The organism is Streptomyces sp. NPDC004327 (assembly GCF_042873935.1).
Taxonomy (GTDB): domain Bacteria; phylum Actinomycetota; class Actinomycetes; order Streptomycetales; family Streptomycetaceae; genus Streptomyces.
The window spans coordinates 43385-61599 of sequence record NZ_JBIAME010000009.1 but is presented as its reverse complement, the minus strand read 5'-3'; the positions used below and the strand labels follow the sequence as shown (position 1 = coordinate 61599).

The 18215-nt window shown below is 71.2% G+C and carries 17 protein-coding genes and 1 tRNA gene; 15 read left to right on the top strand and 3 right to left on the bottom strand.

The features are described from left to right. Positions 1–210: 210 nt before the first annotated feature. From ACFYU9_RS28550 to ACFYU9_RS28540, 3 genes are all read left to right on the top strand, one after another. Positions 211–1584 (top strand): class II 3-deoxy-7-phosphoheptulonate synthase, encoded by a 1374-nt coding sequence (locus ACFYU9_RS28550; RefSeq protein WP_389346538.1) that lies wholly within the window; start codon positions 211–213, stop codon positions 1582–1584. Beyond that, positions 1581–1889: a chorismate mutase gene (locus ACFYU9_RS28545; RefSeq protein WP_389208532.1), complete on the top strand. Its 309-nt coding sequence runs from the start codon at positions 1581–1583 to the stop codon at positions 1887–1889. The genes ACFYU9_RS28550 and ACFYU9_RS28545 overlap by 4 nt, the downstream gene beginning before the upstream one ends. Before the next feature lie 250 nt (positions 1890–2139). Beyond that, complete coding sequence (locus ACFYU9_RS28540; RefSeq protein WP_389208534.1) at positions 2140–3603, top strand: multicopper oxidase family protein; 1464 nt, start codon at positions 2140–2142, stop codon at positions 3601–3603. A gap of 137 nt (positions 3604–3740) precedes the next feature. Here ACFYU9_RS28540 and ACFYU9_RS28535 read toward each other — a convergent pair whose 3' ends face one another. After that, positions 3741–4106: a winged helix-turn-helix transcriptional regulator gene (locus tag ACFYU9_RS28535; RefSeq protein WP_389208536.1), complete on the bottom strand. Its 366-nt coding sequence runs from the start codon at positions 4104–4106 to the stop codon at positions 3741–3743. A 137-nt stretch (positions 4107–4243) separates the two neighbouring features. Here ACFYU9_RS28535 and ACFYU9_RS28530 point away from each other — a divergent pair, with 137 nt between their 5' ends. The 6 genes from ACFYU9_RS28530 to ACFYU9_RS28505 all read left to right on the top strand — a co-directional run bounded on the left by ACFYU9_RS28530 (position 4244) and on the right by ACFYU9_RS28505 (position 10511). Beyond that, positions 4244–4711, top strand: coding sequence for a luciferase family protein (locus ACFYU9_RS28530; RefSeq protein ID WP_389208538.1), 468 nt, complete (start codon positions 4244–4246; stop codon positions 4709–4711). 246 nt (positions 4712–4957) lie between these two features. Next, the gene (locus tag ACFYU9_RS28525; RefSeq protein ID WP_389208540.1) at positions 4958–5887 is read left to right on the top strand and encodes an NADP-dependent oxidoreductase; all 930 of its coding nucleotides are present in this window, start codon (positions 4958–4960) and stop codon (positions 5885–5887) included. Between the two features lie 201 nt (positions 5888–6088). Then, on the top strand, positions 6089–7132 hold the full coding sequence (locus ACFYU9_RS28520) for a methyltransferase (RefSeq protein ID WP_389208542.1): 1044 nt from the start codon (positions 6089–6091) through the stop codon (positions 7130–7132). A 270-nt stretch (positions 7133–7402) separates the two neighbouring features. Next, entirely contained in the window at positions 7403–7753 is a 351-nt protein-coding gene (locus tag ACFYU9_RS28515) for a DoxX family protein (protein ID WP_389208544.1), read from the top strand. Between the two features lie 117 nt (positions 7754–7870). Next, entirely contained in the window at positions 7871–8521 is a 651-nt protein-coding gene (locus tag ACFYU9_RS28510) for a disulfide bond formation protein DsbA (protein WP_389208546.1), read from the top strand. Positions 8522–8885: 364 nt separating this feature from the next. Continuing rightward, complete coding sequence (locus ACFYU9_RS28505; RefSeq protein ID WP_389208548.1) at positions 8886–10511, top strand: M4 family metallopeptidase; 1626 nt, start codon at positions 8886–8888, stop codon at positions 10509–10511. An 84-nt stretch (positions 10512–10595) separates the two neighbouring features. Here the strand turns inward: ACFYU9_RS28505 and ACFYU9_RS28500 are convergent, their stop codons facing one another. Further along, positions 10596–11606 carry a DUF5954 family protein gene (locus tag ACFYU9_RS28500; protein ID WP_389346536.1) on the bottom strand — a complete coding sequence of 337 codons (1011 nt, stop codon included), beginning with the start codon at positions 11604–11606 and terminating at the stop codon, positions 10596–10598. Between the two features lie 171 nt (positions 11607–11777). Between ACFYU9_RS28500 and ACFYU9_RS28495 the strand changes: the two genes are divergently transcribed. Further along, positions 11778–12122, top strand: a complete 345-nt coding sequence (locus tag ACFYU9_RS28495) for a hypothetical protein (protein ID WP_389346533.1) — start codon at positions 11778–11780, stop codon at positions 12120–12122. 220 nt (positions 12123–12342) lie between these two features. On the opposite strand, the gene ACFYU9_RS28490 is transcribed toward ACFYU9_RS28495, so the two are convergent. Next, positions 12343–12414, bottom strand: a tRNA-Arg gene (locus ACFYU9_RS28490). Between the two features lie 158 nt (positions 12415–12572). Here ACFYU9_RS28490 and ACFYU9_RS28485 point away from each other — a divergent pair. From ACFYU9_RS28485 to thrC, 5 genes are all read left to right on the top strand, one after another. Beyond that, positions 12573–13061: a response regulator gene (locus ACFYU9_RS28485; RefSeq protein WP_389208551.1), complete on the top strand. Its 489-nt coding sequence runs from the start codon at positions 12573–12575 to the stop codon at positions 13059–13061. A gap of 231 nt (positions 13062–13292) precedes the next feature. Further along, a complete protein-coding gene (gene nrtL / locus ACFYU9_RS28480; RefSeq protein WP_389346531.1) occupies positions 13293–14258 on the top strand; it encodes an ArgS-related anticodon-binding protein NrtL in 966 nt (321 codons plus the stop codon). A 14-nt stretch (positions 14259–14272) separates the two neighbouring features. Then, positions 14273–15664, top strand: coding sequence for a diaminopimelate decarboxylase (lysA, locus tag ACFYU9_RS28475; protein ID WP_389208555.1), 1392 nt, complete (start codon positions 14273–14275; stop codon positions 15662–15664). A gap of 160 nt (positions 15665–15824) precedes the next feature. After that, entirely contained in the window at positions 15825–17117 is a 1293-nt protein-coding gene (locus tag ACFYU9_RS28470) for a homoserine dehydrogenase (RefSeq protein ID WP_389208557.1), read from the top strand. A gap of 6 nt (positions 17118–17123) precedes the next feature. Next, positions 17124–18194, top strand: a complete 1071-nt coding sequence (gene thrC, locus ACFYU9_RS28465; protein ID WP_389208559.1) for a threonine synthase — start codon at positions 17124–17126, stop codon at positions 18192–18194. Positions 18195–18215 lie beyond the last annotated feature (21 nt).

Sequence of the window (18215 nt, the reverse complement as noted above, 5' to 3'; positions counted from 1 at the left end):
GCCTATGCGCCCACGAGCACCACACGCACCAAGCGCACTTCACATGCACCACGCGCACCCCACATGCACCCCGTGCACCACGTACCGCCCATGAACCTGCGGCGCTCCCCTCCGCCGCAGCCCGGCGGTCCCGGCCGGGCGTCCCCTCGCGCGGGCGCCCGGGCGGGACCGGCCGCACCTCGCCTCGCTACCTCTCCGGGAGGTTCCGCCATGGAGACCTTGAAGCCCGACACACAGACCCTTGAATTCGAACTGGTGAACACATGGGGCGGGCTGCCCGCGGCCCAGCAGCCCGACTACCCCGACCCCGCCGCCCTCCTCCGCGTCACCGCCGAGCTCGCCGCCGCCCCGCCGCTGGTCTTCTCCGGCGAGTGCGACCGGCTCAAGGACCGGCTCGCCGCCGTCGCGCGCGGCGAGGCGCTGCTGCTCCAGGGCGGCGACTGCGCCGAGACCTTCGACCGGGTCTCCGCCGAGACCGTGCACAGCAAGCTCAACACGCTGATGCAGATGTCCGCGGTGCTCACCTACGCCGCCGCCATGCCGGTCGTGAAGGTCGGCCGGATCGCCGGCCAGTACGCCAAGCCGCGCTCCAAGCCCACCGAGACCCGCGACGGCCTCACCCTCCCCACCTACCGCGGCGACGCCGTCAACGGCCTGCCCTTCACCGCCGAGGCCCGGGTCCCCGACCCGGAGCGGCTGCTGCGGATGTACCAGGCGTCCTCCAACACCCTCAACCTCGTCCGGGCGTTCACCGCCGGCGGCTACGCGGCCCTCGGCCAGGTCCACGAGTGGAACCGCGACTTCCTCGCCACCTCCCCGCAGCGCGAGCAGTACGGGGCGATCGCCGACGGCATCGACCGCGCGCTGAAGTTCATGCGGGCCACCGGCGCCAGCCCGCGCGCCTTCGACGACTCCGAGTTCTACGTCTCCCACGAGGGCCTGCTGCTCGACTACGAGGCCCCGCTCACCCGCCGCGACCCCGACGCCGGCCGCGTCTACGCGACCTCCGGCCACATGCTGTGGATCGGCGAGCGCACCCGCGACCTCGACGGCGCCCACGTCGAGTACTTCTCCCGCATCGACAACCCGATCGGCGTGAAGCTCGGCCCCACCACCACCGCCGACACCGCGCTGCGGCTGATCGACCGGCTCGACCCGCACCGCGAGCCGGGCCGGCTCACCTTCGTCGTACGGCTCGGGGTCGACCGGGTGTACGACGTGCTGCCCGGCCTGGTCGAGCGGGTCACGGCCTCCGGCGCCCGGGTGGCCTGGGTCTGCGACCCGATGCACGGCAACACCGTCGAGGCCCCGTCCGGCCACAAGACCCGGCACTTCGACGACATCCTCGGCGAGGTCCGCGCCTTCTTCGAGGTGCACCGCTCGCTCGGCACCTACGCCGGCGGCATCCACGTCGAGCTCACCGGCGACGACGTGACCGAGTGCGTCGGCGGCGGGCACGACCTCGGCTTCCCCGACCTCGTCGAGCGGTACGAGTCGGCCTGCGACCCCCGGCTCAACCGCAGCCAGTCGCTCGATCTGGCCTTCCTGGTAGCGGAGTTCCTGCACCGCGAGGAGCGGGCGTGACGACGCGGGAGGCCCGGCTGGAGCTCGCGCGGCTGCGGGCCAGCATCGACAACCTCGACGCGGCCGTCGTGCACCTGCTGGCCGAGCGCTTCACGCACACCCGCCGGGTCGGCGAGCTGAAGGCCGCACACGGCCTGCCGCCGGCCGACCCGGCCCGCGAGGCCCGGCAGACCGCCCGGCTGCGGGCGGTCGCCGAATCGGCCCGGCTCGATCCGGAGTTCGCGGAGAAGTTCCTGGGCTTCGTGGTCGCCGAGGTCATCAGGCACCACGAGTCGATCGCGATGGAACGACGAATTCCGGCCTAGAGCACCCGGACGACCTCCGGTCCTTCCTGGCGGAATCTTGACATTCGCTTTCCGAAAACCGACCGAGCACCCGCACGACCTGCGGAATTGCACGTACCCCTGAATGTTCCTCCATTGATCACGTCCTGGACCCAACGGAGAATTATGGCCATGATCCGGCCCCGATTCTCCGCGGCCGGCATCCCGTTCACGACGGACTTCCGGACGCCGGTCTCGGCCGTATTCCCGGGAGCATCATGGGGGATTTTTCGTGATCACTCGTCGAAACGTACTCAAGGCGGGCGCGGTGGTGGCCGGCGCGGCCGGTGCCGCCGGTCTGGCGATACCGGCCGTCAGCGGCACGGCCGAGGCGGCCGACCTCGATCCGGCCACCGTGCCCAAGTTCACCCGGCCCATGCCGATCCCGCCGACGCTCACCCCGACCTCCTCCACCGGCACCGCGGACTACTACGCGATGACCATGCAGGAGGCGGACGTCGAGATCCTGCCGGGCCGCCTCACCCGGGTCCGCACCTTCAACGGCAGCTTCCCGGGCCCGGTCATCAAGGCCAAGTCGGGCGTGCGGACGGTGGTGCAGCAGACGAACAACCTGCCCGTCGCCACCTCCGTCCACCTGCACGGCGCGCACGTGCCGCCGGACAGCGACGGCGGCCCGATGGACCTCATCGCGGCGAACGGCGGCACCAAGACCTACACGTACCCGAACGACCAGCCGCACGCGAACCTCTGGTACCACGACCACGCGCACCACGCGGAGTCGGAGAACAACTTCCGCGGCCTGAGCGGGATGTACCTGCTCACCGACGACGTCGAGAAGGCCAACGTCCTGCCGACCGGCGCGTACGACGTGCCGATCATGCTGCGCGACGCCCGCTTCGACGACCAGGGCCAGCTCGTCTACGCCATGGACGACTTCCTCAACCGGAACGTCATCCTCGCCAACGGCAGGGCGTGGCCGTACTTCGACGTCTCCCACCGGCAGTACCGCTTCCGGATCTTCAACAGCGCGAACATGCGCTACTTCAAGCTCAGCCTGTCCACCGGCACGCCGTTCACGCTGATCGGCACCGACGGCGGCCTCCTGGAGAAGCCGCAGGACGTCACCAGCGTGCAGCTCTCCCCGGGCGAGCGCGTCGACATCCTCATCGACTTCTTCGAGTTCCCGCGCGGCAGCACGGTGGAGCTGGTGAACGCGGCCGACGCCATGCCCGGCGGCCCCGCGGACCAGATCACCAAGGTGGTCCAGTTCAAGGTCGGCGCGACGGGGTCGCAGGACTTCGGCACCATCCCGTACCAGATGCGCACCTTCCCGGCCCTGCCGCAGGCCACGGTCAACCGTTCCGTCGCGCTGAGCATGGACGAGAACGGCCTGGCCACGGACATGGGCTTCATCAACGGTGTCAGCTACGACATGGCCCGGATCGACACCGAGATCGTCTACGGCACCACGGAGATCTGGACCGTCACCAACACCAACAAGATCATCCCGCACAACTTCCACATCCACCTCGTGCAGTTCCGGGTCCTGGAACGCAACGGGCAGCCGATCACCTCGGGCCCCGAGGTCGGGCTCAAGGACACGGTCAACCTGAACCCGGGGGAGACGGTCAAGCTCCAGGCCACGTTCACCGGTTACCGGGGGACGTACCTCTACCACTGCCACATCTTCGACCACGCGGCGATGGGCATGATGGCCCAGATGCGCATCTCCTGACGTCGGCGTCGGCGTCCGGCGTGCGTCGGACTTCAGGCAGACACGAAACGGCCGGCGGCCCGCTCCCTGCGGACCGCCGGCCGGTCGTATGCGTCCGGGCGTCTCAGGTCGTATGCGTAGGGGAGTCTCGGTCCGAGTCAGTCCGAGTCGAAGGTGAGCCGGGACATGCTGATGTACTCGCGGTGCTCCTCGGACCACTTGATCAGCGAGGCCACCTCACGGGACAGCGTCTGGCCGACCGGCGTCAGCTCGTAGTCCACCCGCGGCGGCGTGCTCGGCGTGACGGTCCTGATCACCAGGCCGTCCCGCTCCAGGCTGCGCAGCGTCAGCGTGAGCATCCGCTGCGAGATGCCGTCGATCGAGCGGCGCAGCTCCGAATAGCGCCGCGGCCCGTCACCGAGCAGCGCCATGATCAGGACGCTCCATTTGTCACCGACCCGGTCGAGCACATCCCGCAGCTGACAGGTGGTGATGCCCTCTCCGACGGGGTCGGGAACATTCATGTGCGTAGGTGTTTTTGAAGTGCCGTCTTCTGCCACAGCAGAAGGATCGCCCAGAATTCAAGCGGAAACAAGAAGTAACCAGCGCACTGAAAGTGCGTGGCTTCGTCGCACCCCGCACCGCACCGGAGGAATATCCCATGGCCGTCGATCTGAGCGTTCTGCCCCCGCGCAAGGGGACCCGTCCCGCGACGACCGGCCGGGAGATTCCGCACGACCAGCTCGAGGACTTCTCGCCGCGGGAGATCCGCGACGCGCTCGTCGCCCGCGCCCAGGCCCTGCCGGGCGTCTTCACCGGCCCCAGCCTGGTCTCCGAGCCCGGCTCGCTCGCCCTGCGCCTCAACCGGCAGAACCGCGCGTTCGAACACTTCCTGCACCCGTCGGTGGACGAGTTCGGCCACATCCACCGCTCCGGGTTCATGCACGTGTGCGTGCCGCTGGACGCACTGGGCCCGCTGACCGACCTGGGCTGGACCGAGCCGCACCCGATCACCCGCCGCGCCGAGTTCCCGAACAGCATCGTGATGCTGTACGCGCCGCGCGACGAGGACGAGCTGGAGGTCGCGGCGACGGTGCTGCGGGCCTCGTACGAGCAGGCCGTGGCCTGACTCCGGCCGTGGCCTGCCCACTGACAGTGGGCTGACGCCGGCCGTGGCCCGCTCACCGGCCGAAGCCCGCTCATCGGCAGTGGCCTGCCCACTGACGGTGGCCGGACGCCGGCCGTGGCCTGCTCGCCGGCCGTTGCCTGACGCCGGCCGTGGCCCGATGCCAGTCGCGGCCTGGTGCCGGCCGCGACTCGCAGCCCTCCGTTCGCTTTCTGTTCCAACTGCTTTCACCGGAAAGAGGAAACACCCATGCGCGCAGTGACCATCGACGAATTCGGCGCGGCCCCGACCGTCACCGAGGTGGCCAAGCCGGCCCCCGGTCCCGGCGAGATCCTCGTCAAGGTCAGCCACTCCTCCCTCAACGGCTTCGACGGCGCCGTCATCTACGGCTTCCTGAAGGACGTCCTTGAGCACAAGTTCCCGGTGACCCTCGGCAAGGACTTCGCCGGCACCGTCGAGGCCGTCGGCGAGGGCGTCGAGCGCGCCGCCGGCGACCGCGTCTTCGGCGTCGTCATGAAGCCCGTCGTCCAGGACGGCGCGCTCGCCGACTACGTGGTGGTCGGCGAGGGTTACGGCATCGCCGCCGCCCCCGAGGGCCTGGACGCCGCCCACGCCGGCGCGCTCGGCCTGGCCGGCTCGGCCGCCGTCGGCGTCGTCGACGCCCTCGCCCCGAAGCAGGGCGAGACCGTGCTGATCGTCGGCGCGACCGGCGGGGTCGGCGCGTACGCGGTGCAGCTCGCCGCCCGGGCCGGCGCCACGGTCATCGCCACCGCCAAGCCGGGCGAGGAGACCGAGTTCGTCAAGGGCCTCGGCGCCGCCCACGTCGTCGACCACACCGGCGACCTGGCCGCCCAGGTCAAGGCCGTCGCCCCGAACGGCGTGCACGCCGTGGCCCACCTGGCCGGCGACCCGGTCGCCGCCGCCGCGCTCGTCACCGCCGGCGGCCGGCTGGCCTCCACCCTGGGCTTCGGCCCGGAGGCGGCCACCGAGCTCGACATCACCGTCACCTCCGTGATGGCCAACCCCGACGCGGCCACCCTGCAGCGCCTCGCCGACGCCGTCGTCTCCGGCGCCCTGACGGTGCCGATCGGGCAGAGCGTCTCCCTGGACGCGGTCGGCCAGGGCTTCGCCGCCTTCGGCGCCGGCACGGTCGGCAAGATCGGCGTCACGGTCGCCTGACGCGCCGGCCCGCCGGAAGGCCGTACGGGGTGGCCCCTGCCACCCCGTACGGTCGCGCGCCCGCGCCGCCGTCCCCGACCGCGGCACTTCAGCACCTACCTACGCCCTTCCGTACTTCCGCACCTCCGTACTTCCGCACCTCCGTACTTCCGCACCTCCGTACACCGACCCTCCTCCCGAGCCCCCGGAGCAGACCTCCCCATGGACGCACGCACCAGCGGACCTGAGCAGCAGGACCGGCAGCCCGACTTCCAGCGGATGTTCGAGATCGTCACCAGCTACTGGGTGTCCCGGGCCGTCCACGCCGGCACCGCGCTCGGCGTGCCGGACCTCGTGGCCGAGGCCCCCCGTACCGCCGCAGAGCTCGCCGCGGCCACCGGCACCGACCCGCGCTCCCTGCACCGCCTGCTGCGCGCGCTCGAAGGCGTCGGCGTCCTGAGCGTCGACGACGAGGGCCGCTACGCCACCACCGCGCTCGGCGACACCCTGCGCACCGACGTCCCCGGCTCGCTCGCCTCCCTGGTCCAACTGGAGCTCGGCACCGCCCACCACGGCACCTGGGGCCGGCTCGCGGAGTCCGTCCGTACCGGAGCCCCGGTCTTCGAGGCCGCGAACGGCATCCCGATCTGGGAGTACTTCGAGCGCACGCCGGAGCTGGCCGACCACTTGGGCAAGGCCATGACCGGCCTGACCGCGATGGTGGCCGACGCGGTCGTGGAGGCCTTCGACTTCGCCCCGTACGGCACGGTCGTCGACGTCGGCGGCGGCGAGGGCGGCTTCCTCTCCGCGATCCTGCGCGCCCAGCCGGAGGCCCGGGGCATCGTCTTCGACCTGCCGCACGTGGTCGCCAACGGCCGCGCCCGGGTCGCCGAGGCGGGCCTCGCGGACCGCTGCGAGCTGGTCGGCGGCAGCTTCTTCGAGAAGGTGCCGGAGGGCGGCGACCTCTACACGATGAAGTGGGTCCTGCACGACTGGAACGACGAGTCGAGCATCGAGATCCTCAAGTCGGTGCGGCGCGTGATGTCCCCGGAAGCCCGGCTGCTCGTCGTCGACACGGTCGTGCCGGAGGGCGGCGGCTTCTCGCCGAGCAAGATCATCGACCTCAACATGATGGTGCTGAGCGGCGGCCAGGAGCGCACCGCGGAGGAGTTCCGGGCGCTGTTCGACGCCGCCGGCTTCACGCTCACGCGGATCCTGCCGACGCGCTCGCCGAGCAGCGTGGTCGAGGCGATCCCGCGCCCCTGACGTCGCCGCCGCGGGGGCCCGGGCCCTGACTCCCGGGCCCTGACCCCGGGTGCCGGCCCCCGGGGCCGACCCCGGGTCCCTGACTCCCGGGCACCTGACTTCCTCACCCCGACTTCCTTCTCTCTCCTGGACAGTCCCCTTTCCGTCCCCCTTCCGTCCCCTTTGCCTCCCCTCCCTCCCGCTCCCTCCCCATCTCCGTCCCTTTCCTTCCCTTCCCTTGCCCCTCCTCCCTCCTCCCACCCCCTCCCACAACCCGCTCAAGGAGCAACCGTGTTCATCGCCTATGTCGTCCTCGCGATCCTGGTCTCGCTGGTCCTCGTCGGCTCGGCGCGCGGCAAGCTGGTCCGCGACGAGAAGATCGTGGCCGGCATGCAGAAGGTCAACGTCCCGGACTCCTGGCTGCCCCGCCTCGCGATCCTGGAGATCCTGGGCGCGATCGGCCTGATCGCCGGCATCTGGTTCCGTCCGCTGGGCATCGCCGCCGGCGTCGGCGTGGTCCTGTACTTCGTCGGCGCGTTCATCACGCACCTGCGCGCCAAGGACGGCAAGGGCGCCCCGGTCCCGGTGGTCCTCGCGCTGCTGGCGGCCGCGCCGGTGGTCCTGGGCCTGGCGACCAACTGACGCAGTGCTGTGGGGTTCACGTCGACCGCGGCGGCACGCGGGGGACGTGAACCCCGTCGTCGTACGTACGGATGTGTACGGATGTGTGCGGATGTGCACGAAGGAGAGGAACGGAACATGACCACCACCGAAGAGCAGACGCGCGTCCCCGTGGACTTCTGGTTCGACCCGCTGTGCCCGTGGACGTGGGTGACCTCCCGCTGGCTGGTGGAGGCCGAGCAGCAGGGCCTCGCCGAGATCCACTGGCACGTGATGAGCCTGGCGATCCTGAACGAGGACCGGCTGGACCAGATCCCGGAGCAGTACCGGGAGCTGCTGGGCCCCAAGGGCTGGTACCCGGTGCGGACGCTGGCCGCGGTCAAGGACAAGTACGGCAACGAGGCGGCCGGCCGGCTCTACACCGAACTCGGCACCCGCTACCACCCGGGCGGCCGGGCGCCCGAGCTCGACGTGATCGAGGAGGCGCTGGCGGCGGCGGACCTGCCGGCCGGCGAGCTCCTGGCGTACGCGAGGAACGACACGTACGACGGCGAGGTGCGCGCCTCGCACGAGGCGAGCCAGGCGGCCGTCGGCGAGGAGGCGGGCAGCCCGGTCCTCGCGGCGCCGGGCCCGGACGGCGCACGGCTCGGCTTCAACGGCCCGGTCCTCACCCGGATCCCGAGGGGTGAGGAGGCGGCGCGGCTGTGGCGGGCGACGCTGCTCGCGGCGTCGGTGTCGGGCTTCGCGGAGCTGAAGCGGGCGCGGGTGTCGGGGCCGGTGTTCGACTGAGTGCGACGCGTGGGGGAGGGGCGGGAGGCCGGGTGCGCAACCGGACCTCCCGCCCCTTTTCGCGCTGGGCGCACCTTTCGCGCGCTGTCGCGCACCGTCCTCCCGCCTTCCCGAAACCCTCCTCCGCCCCTCCCGGCACCCTCCGCGCACCCCTCTCCGGCGCCCCTACCCCGCCCCTATTGCACCCCTGCACGACCCTTGAGGCGGTCAGCTCCCCGTATAGCGGACGGAGTTGGCCGCCCTTCGGACAACTGCAGGTCAAATCCTTGTTGCATACCTGTCAATCGGCTCTGGTTGATGGCACGCTCACGTCACGCACCACCCCCCACAACAAACCCCCACGCTTCACAGCGAAGGAGCCCGCGTGACCCGCCTGCAGTCCTCGCCTCGCCGTACCACCGCCCGCGCCGCCGCCCTGATCGCCTCGGCCGCCATGGTCGTCGTCGGCATCCAGACCGGATCCGCCAGCGCCGCCGGGACCGCCGCCCAGCGCGAGGCCGGTGCGACCGCCGTCGCCCTCTCGGGCAGCCAGCGCGCCGCCGCCATCAAGGACGCCCAGTCCACCGCGGCCGACACCGCGCAGGCCATCGGCCTGTCCGGCCAGGAGAAGCTGGTCGTCCGTGACGTCGTCAAGGACGCCGACGGCACGGTCCACACCCGCTACGAGCGCACCTACGAGGGCCTGCCGGTCCTCGGCGGCGACCTCGTCGTGCACCAGAAGAAGAACGGTGCCCGCTCCACCACCAAGGCGACCGCCGCGAAGATAGCCGTGGCCTCCACCACCCCGGCCCTCACCGCCACCACCGCCGGCAAGAACGCCGTCGCCGCGTCCGGCGCCGCCGGCGACAAGGCCACCGGCTCCTCCGCCCGCAAGGTCATCTGGGCCGTCACCGGCAAGCCCGTCCTCGCCTGGGAGACCATCGTCACCGGCACCCAGGCCGACGGCACCCCGAGCAAGCGTCACGTCATCACCGACGCCAACACGGGCAAGCAGCTCGAGTCCTACGAGGCCATCGAGACCGGCATCGGCAACACCGAGTACAGCGGCCAGGTCACCCTCGGCACCTCCGCCGGCTTCTCCCTGACCGACGCCACCCGCGGCGGCCACAAGACGTACGACCTCGCCGGCGGCACCTCCGGCCAGGGCACGCTCTTCACCAACTCCACCGACACGTGGGGCAACGGCCTGTCCTCCAACCGCGAGACCGCGGCCGCCGACGCCCACTACGGTGCGGCCGTCACCTGGGACTTCTACAAGAACGAGCTCGGCCGCTCGGGCATCCGCGGCGACGGCGTCGCCGCCTACTCCCGCGTCCACTACGGCAGCGCGTACGTCAACGCGTTCTGGGACGACTCCTGCTTCTGCATGACCTACGGCGACGGCATCGGCAACACCCACCCGCTCACGTCGCTCGACGTGGCCGGTCACGAGATGTCCCACGGCCTGACCTCCTCCACCGCCAACCTCCGCTACAGCGGGGAGTCCGGCGGCCTGAACGAGGCCACCTCCGACATCCTGGGCACCTCGGTCGAGTGGTACGCCAACAACTCCACCGACGCCGGTGACTACCTCATCGGCGAGAAGATCGACATCAACGGCAACGGCACCCCGCTGCGTTACATGGACCAGCCCAGCAAGGACGGCAGCTCCGCCGACTACTGGTCCAAGACCGTCGGCCGCCTGAACGTCCACTACTCCTCGGGCCCGGCCAACCACTTCTTCTACCTCCTCTCGGAGGGCAGCGGCGCCAAGACCATCAACGGCGTCTCCTACAACTCGCCCACCTACAACGGCTCCACGGTGACCGGCATCGGCCGCCAGGCCGCGTACAAGATCTGGTACAAGGCCCTCACCACCTACATGACCTCCACCACCGGCTACTCGGGCGCCCGCACCGCGACCCTGTCGGCGGCGAGCGACCTGTACGGCGCCGGCAGCACGCAGTACAACGCGGTGGCCGCGGCCTGGACCGCGATCAACGTCAAGTAACCGCACAGCTCTTCAGGGGCCGCACGGCATCACCGCCGTGCGGCCCCGCTGCGTTCCCGGCGCACATCGGGGCCATGCTCAGGCTCACTCGCCGTAGTGGATGGTGCCGTCCTCGTCCATGGTCGGATGCATCTTCATCGGCTCGCTGTCGTCCACGTCCGACGTCCGCGGCCCCTCGGGGCCGTCGGGCCCGAAGCGGACCATCCGCTCGATGCGGAAGATCCGGAACAGGCGTCCTTCCGCGGTGAGTTCGTTCGCACGGCCGAGAGCCCTGAACTCCTCGGCCGCGCGCGCGTACCGCTTGCGCTGCTCGTCCTCCAGCTCGTAGATGAGCGGCCAGAGTTCGGTCAGCGCCACGTACAGGTGCGCGCGGGCGTCGTGCGGGGTCGCCATGAAGGAGCCCTGCGGATTCCAGGTCTCGCCCGTCTTCTCGGCCACGCCGAACGTCGTCGGCATCACCACGATCTCGGGATGCGTCCTGACCGCCCGCTCGGACCCGGCCCGCACGTCGGCGGGGTAGCGCCTCCCCGAGTACGAGAACCCCCGAAGGCCGAGCCGCATCGCCTCCGCCATCGGCCCGGCCTCGCGCGCGGGATCGAGGACGAAGCCCCGGTCGGGCGACGGGGTCCGCGGGCTTCCCATCTCCCAGGACCGCTCCAGCGGCTCGACGTCGGTGGGCCGGGGCGGCTCCAGCCCGTCGTCCCCGCACCGCGCCAATTCGTCCCCCCGCACGATCCGGAACCGCTCCCCGAGCACCTCGATCTCGTCGATCCGCTCCCGCTCGAGGACGCTGACCGCGGCGAGCAACTCGCGCCGCTCGCCCCGGTCCTCGGTGTCGTCCTTCGCCCGGAACCACAGCATCGAGTGCAGACTGTCCCGCGAGCCCTGCGGCGTCCCGTCCCGCAGCGGCGACACCATCCGCCACACTCCCTCCCGGCAGGCCGCCACCCCGAACAACGCCCCGCGCACGGCCAGCGACGGATACCGCACCGCCCGCTCCACCGCGTCCCGCTCACTCACCCACGCGACCGGATCGCCCTCCCTGATGAGGTTGTCCCGAGCCCTCTCGAGCCGTCGCTTCCAGTCATCGGTCATGCGCGCATTGTGATCCGCTGTGGCAGCCCGGCGAGGCCGAACGGGGGAACTGTCCGGCGGACGAGCTACTTTGGCGCGCGGCCGTTGCCGGCCGGCAGCGGGCAACCCGAAGACAGCCCGCCGTGGGCCCGGCGAGTGATCGTGGCTGGTCAGCTGCTGCATACTCCGGGCATGGACATATCCGATGCGGGCCCAAGGCTCGATGCTTCGTGGGCAGACGTGAACAACAACGTGTGCGGTGTCCTGCACGGTTGCCGTGATGCCTCCGCCGTGGCGGCGCGCTTCGTCCGGGCCGGCTGGTCCTCGCGATCGTCATCCTGGGACGGCTACGAGCTGGAAACCAGCTGGTGTCAGGTGGAGATCGATCCGGTCGACGGCCCGGACGTTCTGCTGAGCGGAGTCGTGGACCCGGCGCGCTTCGAGGCGTTGGGCCGGCTCCTCGCCGCCTTTGGCTTCGCGCACACGCTGGAGCTGAGTGACGAGAACGACGTCTCCGTACGAGAGATCCGAGGGTGATCCAGCACCGGCACTCCATAGGTCCCTAGGTCCCTGGATCTGCCCGGGGCCTTCCTCGTCTTCGCGTTCTCGCCCGGCGTTTCGCCCCACGGCCCAGGCCGCGCATAGGCCGCGACCCCTGTCGGGCGGCGACTCGGTGCGGCACAGGCCTGCGCATACAACAAGACCCCGCGTTCAGCGTTTCCGCTGATCACGGGGTCTTTTGGCACTTCCTGCGAAGTGCCCCCGGCAGGATTCGAACCTGCGCACACGGCTCCGGAGGCCGTTGCTCTATCCCCTGAGCTACGGGGGCGTTGCCGCTTCTCGCGGCGACGGAAGGAACACTACCAGCTCTCGGAGGGTGCCTGTGAACAGGTATTTCCGGGGCGTCACCGAGGGGGCGTTCCCTCGCACGGGTCAGAAGTGGGCAAAAGCCGGACGCGGCCGCTTCCCGCGACCTACTCTCGACGTGTGTCAGGGGTGTCCGGGCGGGTGCTGGTTGTGGATGACAACCGGGTGATCCGTCAGCTGATCAGGGTCAATCTCGAACTCGAGGGGTTCGAGGTGGTGACCGCGGCCGATGGTGCCGAGTGTCTGGATGTGGTGCATCAGGTGTGTCCTGATGTGGTCACCCTCGATGTCGTCATGCCCCGGCTCGACGGGCTGAAGACCGCCGCGCGGCTGCGCGAGGACCCGCGGACGCGGCATCTGCCGGTGGCCATCATCAGTGCCTGCACCGATTACGAGACGGACGGCGGCGCCGGTGTCTCCGGTGTCGACGCGTTCCTGGCGAAGCCCTTCGAGCCGACAGAGCTCGTGCGGGTCGTACGGCAGCTCATGCACCGGGAACCGCGGGAGCGGCGCGGGCGCCGGGACGAGGCGGGCGGGCAGGACGCCGGCGAGGAGCCGGCCGCAGGGGAGGACAGACGGGGGGCCTGGAGCATGAGGCCGAACGGATAGCGCCGGGCCGTACGAACGTATGGGTTCGACGGCGCGGCCCGGCGCGCACGAGTCGTACGAGGCGGGGCTTCGGCGGCGCGGCCCGGCATCGCTCCGCCCGTGCCGCCCCGGCATCCCCACGCCGAACTCACGTCCGGCTCCGCCGCCATCGAACGCTCGGCCCCCCGCCCCACCGCCCACATGGCGAAACCCGTTCGCGTTCCGACCCCCCTCCTCCCCTAGGCTGGTCCCGTGACCCCCGCGGACCTCTCTCTCACCGTGCTGCACGCCGTGCGCCGTGCGGTCGACGAGGGTGTGCTCCGTGTCGAGGTGCCCTCGCGCGTCAAGGTCGAGCGGCCCCGGGCCGGGGGAGTGGGCGACTACGCCAGCAGTGTCGCGCTCGGGCTTGCCCGGGGCGCCGGGCTCGATGCCCGGGCCGTGGCCGAGCTGCTCAAGGAGCGGCTGCACCCGCACCCCGGCATTCGCTCCGTCGACATCACCGGGCCCGGCTTCCTCAACTTCACCCTGGGCGAGGCGAACGACACGCGGCTCGTGCAGCGCGTCCTCGCCGAAGGGACCCGGTACGGGTGCTCCGCCGCGCTCGCCGGCACGCGGACGCGGCTCCGCGCCGCCGACGAGCCCCGGGCGGCTCTCGTCACCGACACCGTGCTGCGGCTGCTCCGCGCGCAGGGGGCCGAGGCCGCGCTCGACGCCGACGGGGAGCCGCTTCCCGTACTTCCCGCTCCGTACGAGCCCGAAGTGCTCGGTGGCGACGCCGCCCGCTGGGCGCTGCTGCGGCCCGCCGCGCACGATCACGCTCTGCCCGGCGCTCCCCTTCTCGTCCAGCACGAGCGCAATCCGCTCTTCAGGGTCCGCTACGCCCACGCGCGGGCGAGGAGACTCCTTCACTACGGGGCCGAGCTCGGCGTCACCCCCGCCTACGGCGTTCCCGTCGACGCCCCTCGCCTCCTCACCCTTCTCGGTGACCATCCCGACGTCCTCCTCTCCGCCGCCCGCCTCCGCGCGCCCGATCGGGTCGCCCGGCATCTGGAGGGTGTCGCCGACGCGCTGCTCGCGTTCCAGCACACCGTGCTGCCCCTCGGTGACGAGAAACCCTCGGCCGCCCACCGTTCCCGGCTCGCGCTCGCCGAAGCCGCCGGGACGGTGCTCGCCGGTGGCCTCTCCCTGCTCGGCATCAGCGCACCCGACCAGATCTGAAAGAGCCAGTCGTCATGAGCCGTTCCGCCCACCCCGCCGGGCCCCGTCACGCCGATGTCCTTCCCGAGGGGCACTACTCCGCGCCGCCCGCCGACCTCAACCGCCTCGACCCCAAGGTCTGGGCCCGTACCGTCACCCGGGACGAGCGCGGGATGCTGACCGTCGGCGGCCTGGGCGTCGACCGCCTCGCCGAGGAGTTCGGCACGCCCGCCTACTTCCTCGACGAGTCCGACTTCCGCGCCCGCTGCCGCGCCTGGGCCGAGGCCTTCGGCAAGGACGCGGACGTGTTCTACGCGGGGAAGGCGTTCCTCTCCCGCGCCATCGTCCGCTGGCTCCACGAAGAGGGACTCAACCTCGACGTCTGCTCCGGCGGCGAGCTGTCCACCGCGCTCTCCGCCGGCATGCCCGCCGAGCGCATCGCCTTCCACGGCAACAACAAGTCCGAGAGCGAGATCCGCCGCGCCGTCACCGCCGGCGTCGGGCGCATCGTCCTCGACTCCTTCCAGGAGATCGTCCGCGTCGCGCACATCGCCGAGTCCCTCGGCAAGCGGCAGCGCGTGCAGATCCGCGTCACCGTCGGCGTCGAGGCGCACACCCACGAGTTCATCGCCACCGCGCACGAGGACCAGAAGTTCGGCATCGCGCTGGCCGGCGGGCAGGCCGCGGAGGCGGTGCGCCGGGCGCTGGGGCTCGACGGTCTGGAGCTCATCGGCATCCACTCCCACATCGGTTCGCAGATCTTCGACATGGCCGGCTTCGAGGTGTCCGCGCGGCGCGTCGTCCAGCTGCTCGCCGAGGTGCGCGACGAGCACGGGGTCGAGCTGCCGGAGATCGACCTCGGGGGCGGGCTCGGCATCGCGTACACCTCGGACGACGATCCGCGCGAGCCGCACCACATCGCCAAGGCGCTCACCGAGATCGTCACCCGCGAGTGCGAGGCCGCCGGGCTGCGGACGCCGCGGATCTCCGTCGAGCCGGGGCGCGCCATCGTCGGGCCGACGGCGTTCACGCTGTACGAGGTGGGCACGGTCAAGCCGCTCGAGGGGCTGCGCACGTACGTCTCCGTCGACGGCGGCATGTCGGACAACATCCGCACCGCGCTGTACGACGCCGAGTACAGCGTCGTCCTCGCCTCGCGGACCAGCGACGCCGAGCCCATGCTCTCCCGCGTCGTCGGCAAGCACTGCGAGAGCGGCGACATCGTCGTGCGCGACGCGTTCCTGCCCGCCGACGTGGCGCCCGGCGACCTGCTCGCCGTGCCCGCCACCGGCGCGTACTGCCGCTCGATGGCGAGCAACTACAACCACGCGCTGCGCCCGCCCGTCGTGGCCGTCCGGGACGGCGAGGCGCGCGTCATCGTGCGGCGCGAGACGGAGGAAGATCTCCTGCGTCTCGACGTCGGATGAGGGAAATAGTCATGTGATGGAATCCCTGTCTCACTATCTGGACATCGCGCTGAAACGGCCATCGGGTGAGTGAGACTGGTTTCCACCGTAGGGGTTCGGTAGAACCCGTGGGAAAACGACCGTAGAGATACGGGTCAGTAGGTACGAGAAACGAGGTCGGATGATGCGTACGCGTCCGCTGAAGGTGGCGCTGCTGGGCTGTGGAGTGGTCGGCTCAGAGGTGGCGCGCATCATGACGACGCACGCCGACGACCTCGCCGCGCGCATCGGCGCGCCGGTCGAGCTCGCCGGCGTCGCCGTCCGCCGGCCCGACAAGGTCCGCGCGGGCATCCCCGCCGAGCTGCTCACCACCGATGCGACCGCCCTCGTCAAACGGGGCGACATCGACGTCGTCGTCGAGGTCATCGGCGGCATCGAGCCGGCCCGCGCGCTCATCACCACCGCCTTCGAGCACGGCGCCTCCGTCGTCTCCGCCAACAAGGCGCTGCTCGCCCAGGACGGCGCGACCCTCTACGCCGCCGCCCAGGAGCACGGACAGGACCTCTATTACGAGGCCGCCGTCGCCGGCGCCATCCCGCTCATCCGGCCGCTGCGCGAGTCCCTCGCCGGCGACAAGATCAACCGGGTGATGGGCATCGTCAACGGCACGACCAACTTCATCCTCGACAAGATGGACACCTCCGGGGCCGGCTACTCCGAGGCCCTCGACGAGGCCACCGCCCTCGGTTACGCCGAGGCCGACCCGACCGCCGACGTCGAGGGCTTCGACGCCGCCGCCAAGGCCGCCATCCTCGCCGGCATCGCCTTCCACACCCGGGTCCGCCTCGACGACGTCTACCGCGAGGGGATGACCGAGGTCACCGCCGCCGACTTCGCCTCGGCCAAGCAGATGGGCTGCACCATCAAACTGCTCGCCATCTGCGAGCGGGCCGCCGACGGCGGGTCCGTCACCGCGCGCGTGCACCCCGCGATGATCCCGCTCAGCCACCCGCTCGCCTCCGTCCGCGAGGCGTACAACGCGGTCTTCGTCGAGGCGGAGGCCGCCGGGCAGCTCATGTTCTACGGTCCCGGGGCGGGCGGCTCGCCGACCGCCTCGGCCGTTCTCGGCGACATCGTCGCCGTGTGCCGCAACCGTCTCAACGAGGCGACGGGCCCCGGCGAGTCCGCGTACACCCAGCTGCCCGTGAGCCCCATGGGCGACGTGGTGACGCGGTACCACATCAGTCTCGACGTGGCCGACAAGCCGGGCGTGCTCGCCCAGGTCGCGACGGTCTTCGCCGAGCACGGCGTATCCATCGATACGGTGCGCCAGCAGGGCAAGGACGGCGAGGCTTCGCTCGTCGTCGTCACCCACCGCGCGCCCGACGCCGCCCTCTCCGGGACCGTCGAGGCGCTGCGCAAGCTCGACACCGTGCGCGGTGTCGCCAGCATCATGCGTGTTGAAGGGGAGTAAGGACCCATGACCAGCAAGGGCACCCACCAGTGGCGCGGCATCATCGAGGAGTACCGGGACCGCCTTCCGGTCACGGACACGACGCCGGTCGTCACGCTCCGTGAGGGCGGCACGCCGCTCGTCCCCGCTCAGGTCCTCTCCGAGCGCACGGGCTGCGAGGTGCACCTCAAGGTCGAGGGCGCCAACCCCACCGGATCCTTCAAGGACCGGGGCATGACCATGGCCATCTCGAAGGCCAAGGAGGACGGCGCCAAGGCCGTCATCTGCGCCTCCACCGGCAACACCTCGGCCTCCGCCGCCGCCTACGCGGTGCGCGCCGGGATGGTCTCCGCGGTCCTCGTGCCGCGGGGCAAGATCGCGCTCGGCAAGATGGGCCAGGCCCTCGTGCACGGCGCGAAGATCCTCCAGGTCGACGGCAACTTCGACGACTGTCTGGACCTGGCCCGCGCGCTCTCCGACAACTACCCGGTCGCGCTGGTCAATTCCGTCAACCCGGTCCGCATCGAGGGCCAGAAGACCGCCGCCTTCGAGATCGTGGACATGCTGGGCGACGCCCCCGACATCCACGTCCTGCCGGTCGGCAACGCGGGCAACATCACCGCGTACTGGAAGGGGTACCGGGAGTACGCCGGCGACGGCCTCGCGGCGCGCACCCCGCGCATGTGGGGCTTCCAGGCGTCCGGCTCCGCCCCGCTGGTGCGCGGCGAGGTCGTCAAGGACCCGGCGACCATCGCCACCGCGATCCGCATCGGCAACCCGGCCTCCTGGGACTACGCGATCGCCGCGCGCGACGAGTCCGGCGGCCTCATCGACGAGGTGACGGACCGTGAGATCCTGCAGGCGTACCGCCTGTTGGCCTCGCAGGAGGGCGTCTTCGTCGAGCCCGCCTCGGCCGCCTCGGTCGCCGGTCTGCTGAAGGCCGCCGCCCAGGGCAAGGTCGACCCGGGCCAGACCATCGTCTGCACGGTCACCGGCAACGGCCTCAAGGACCCCGACTGGGCCGTCGCCGGCGCGCCGCAGCCGGTCACCGTCCCCGTCGACGCCTCGGCCGCCGCCGAGCGCCTCGGTCTGGCCTGAAACAGCCTCGGTGCGGGTTCC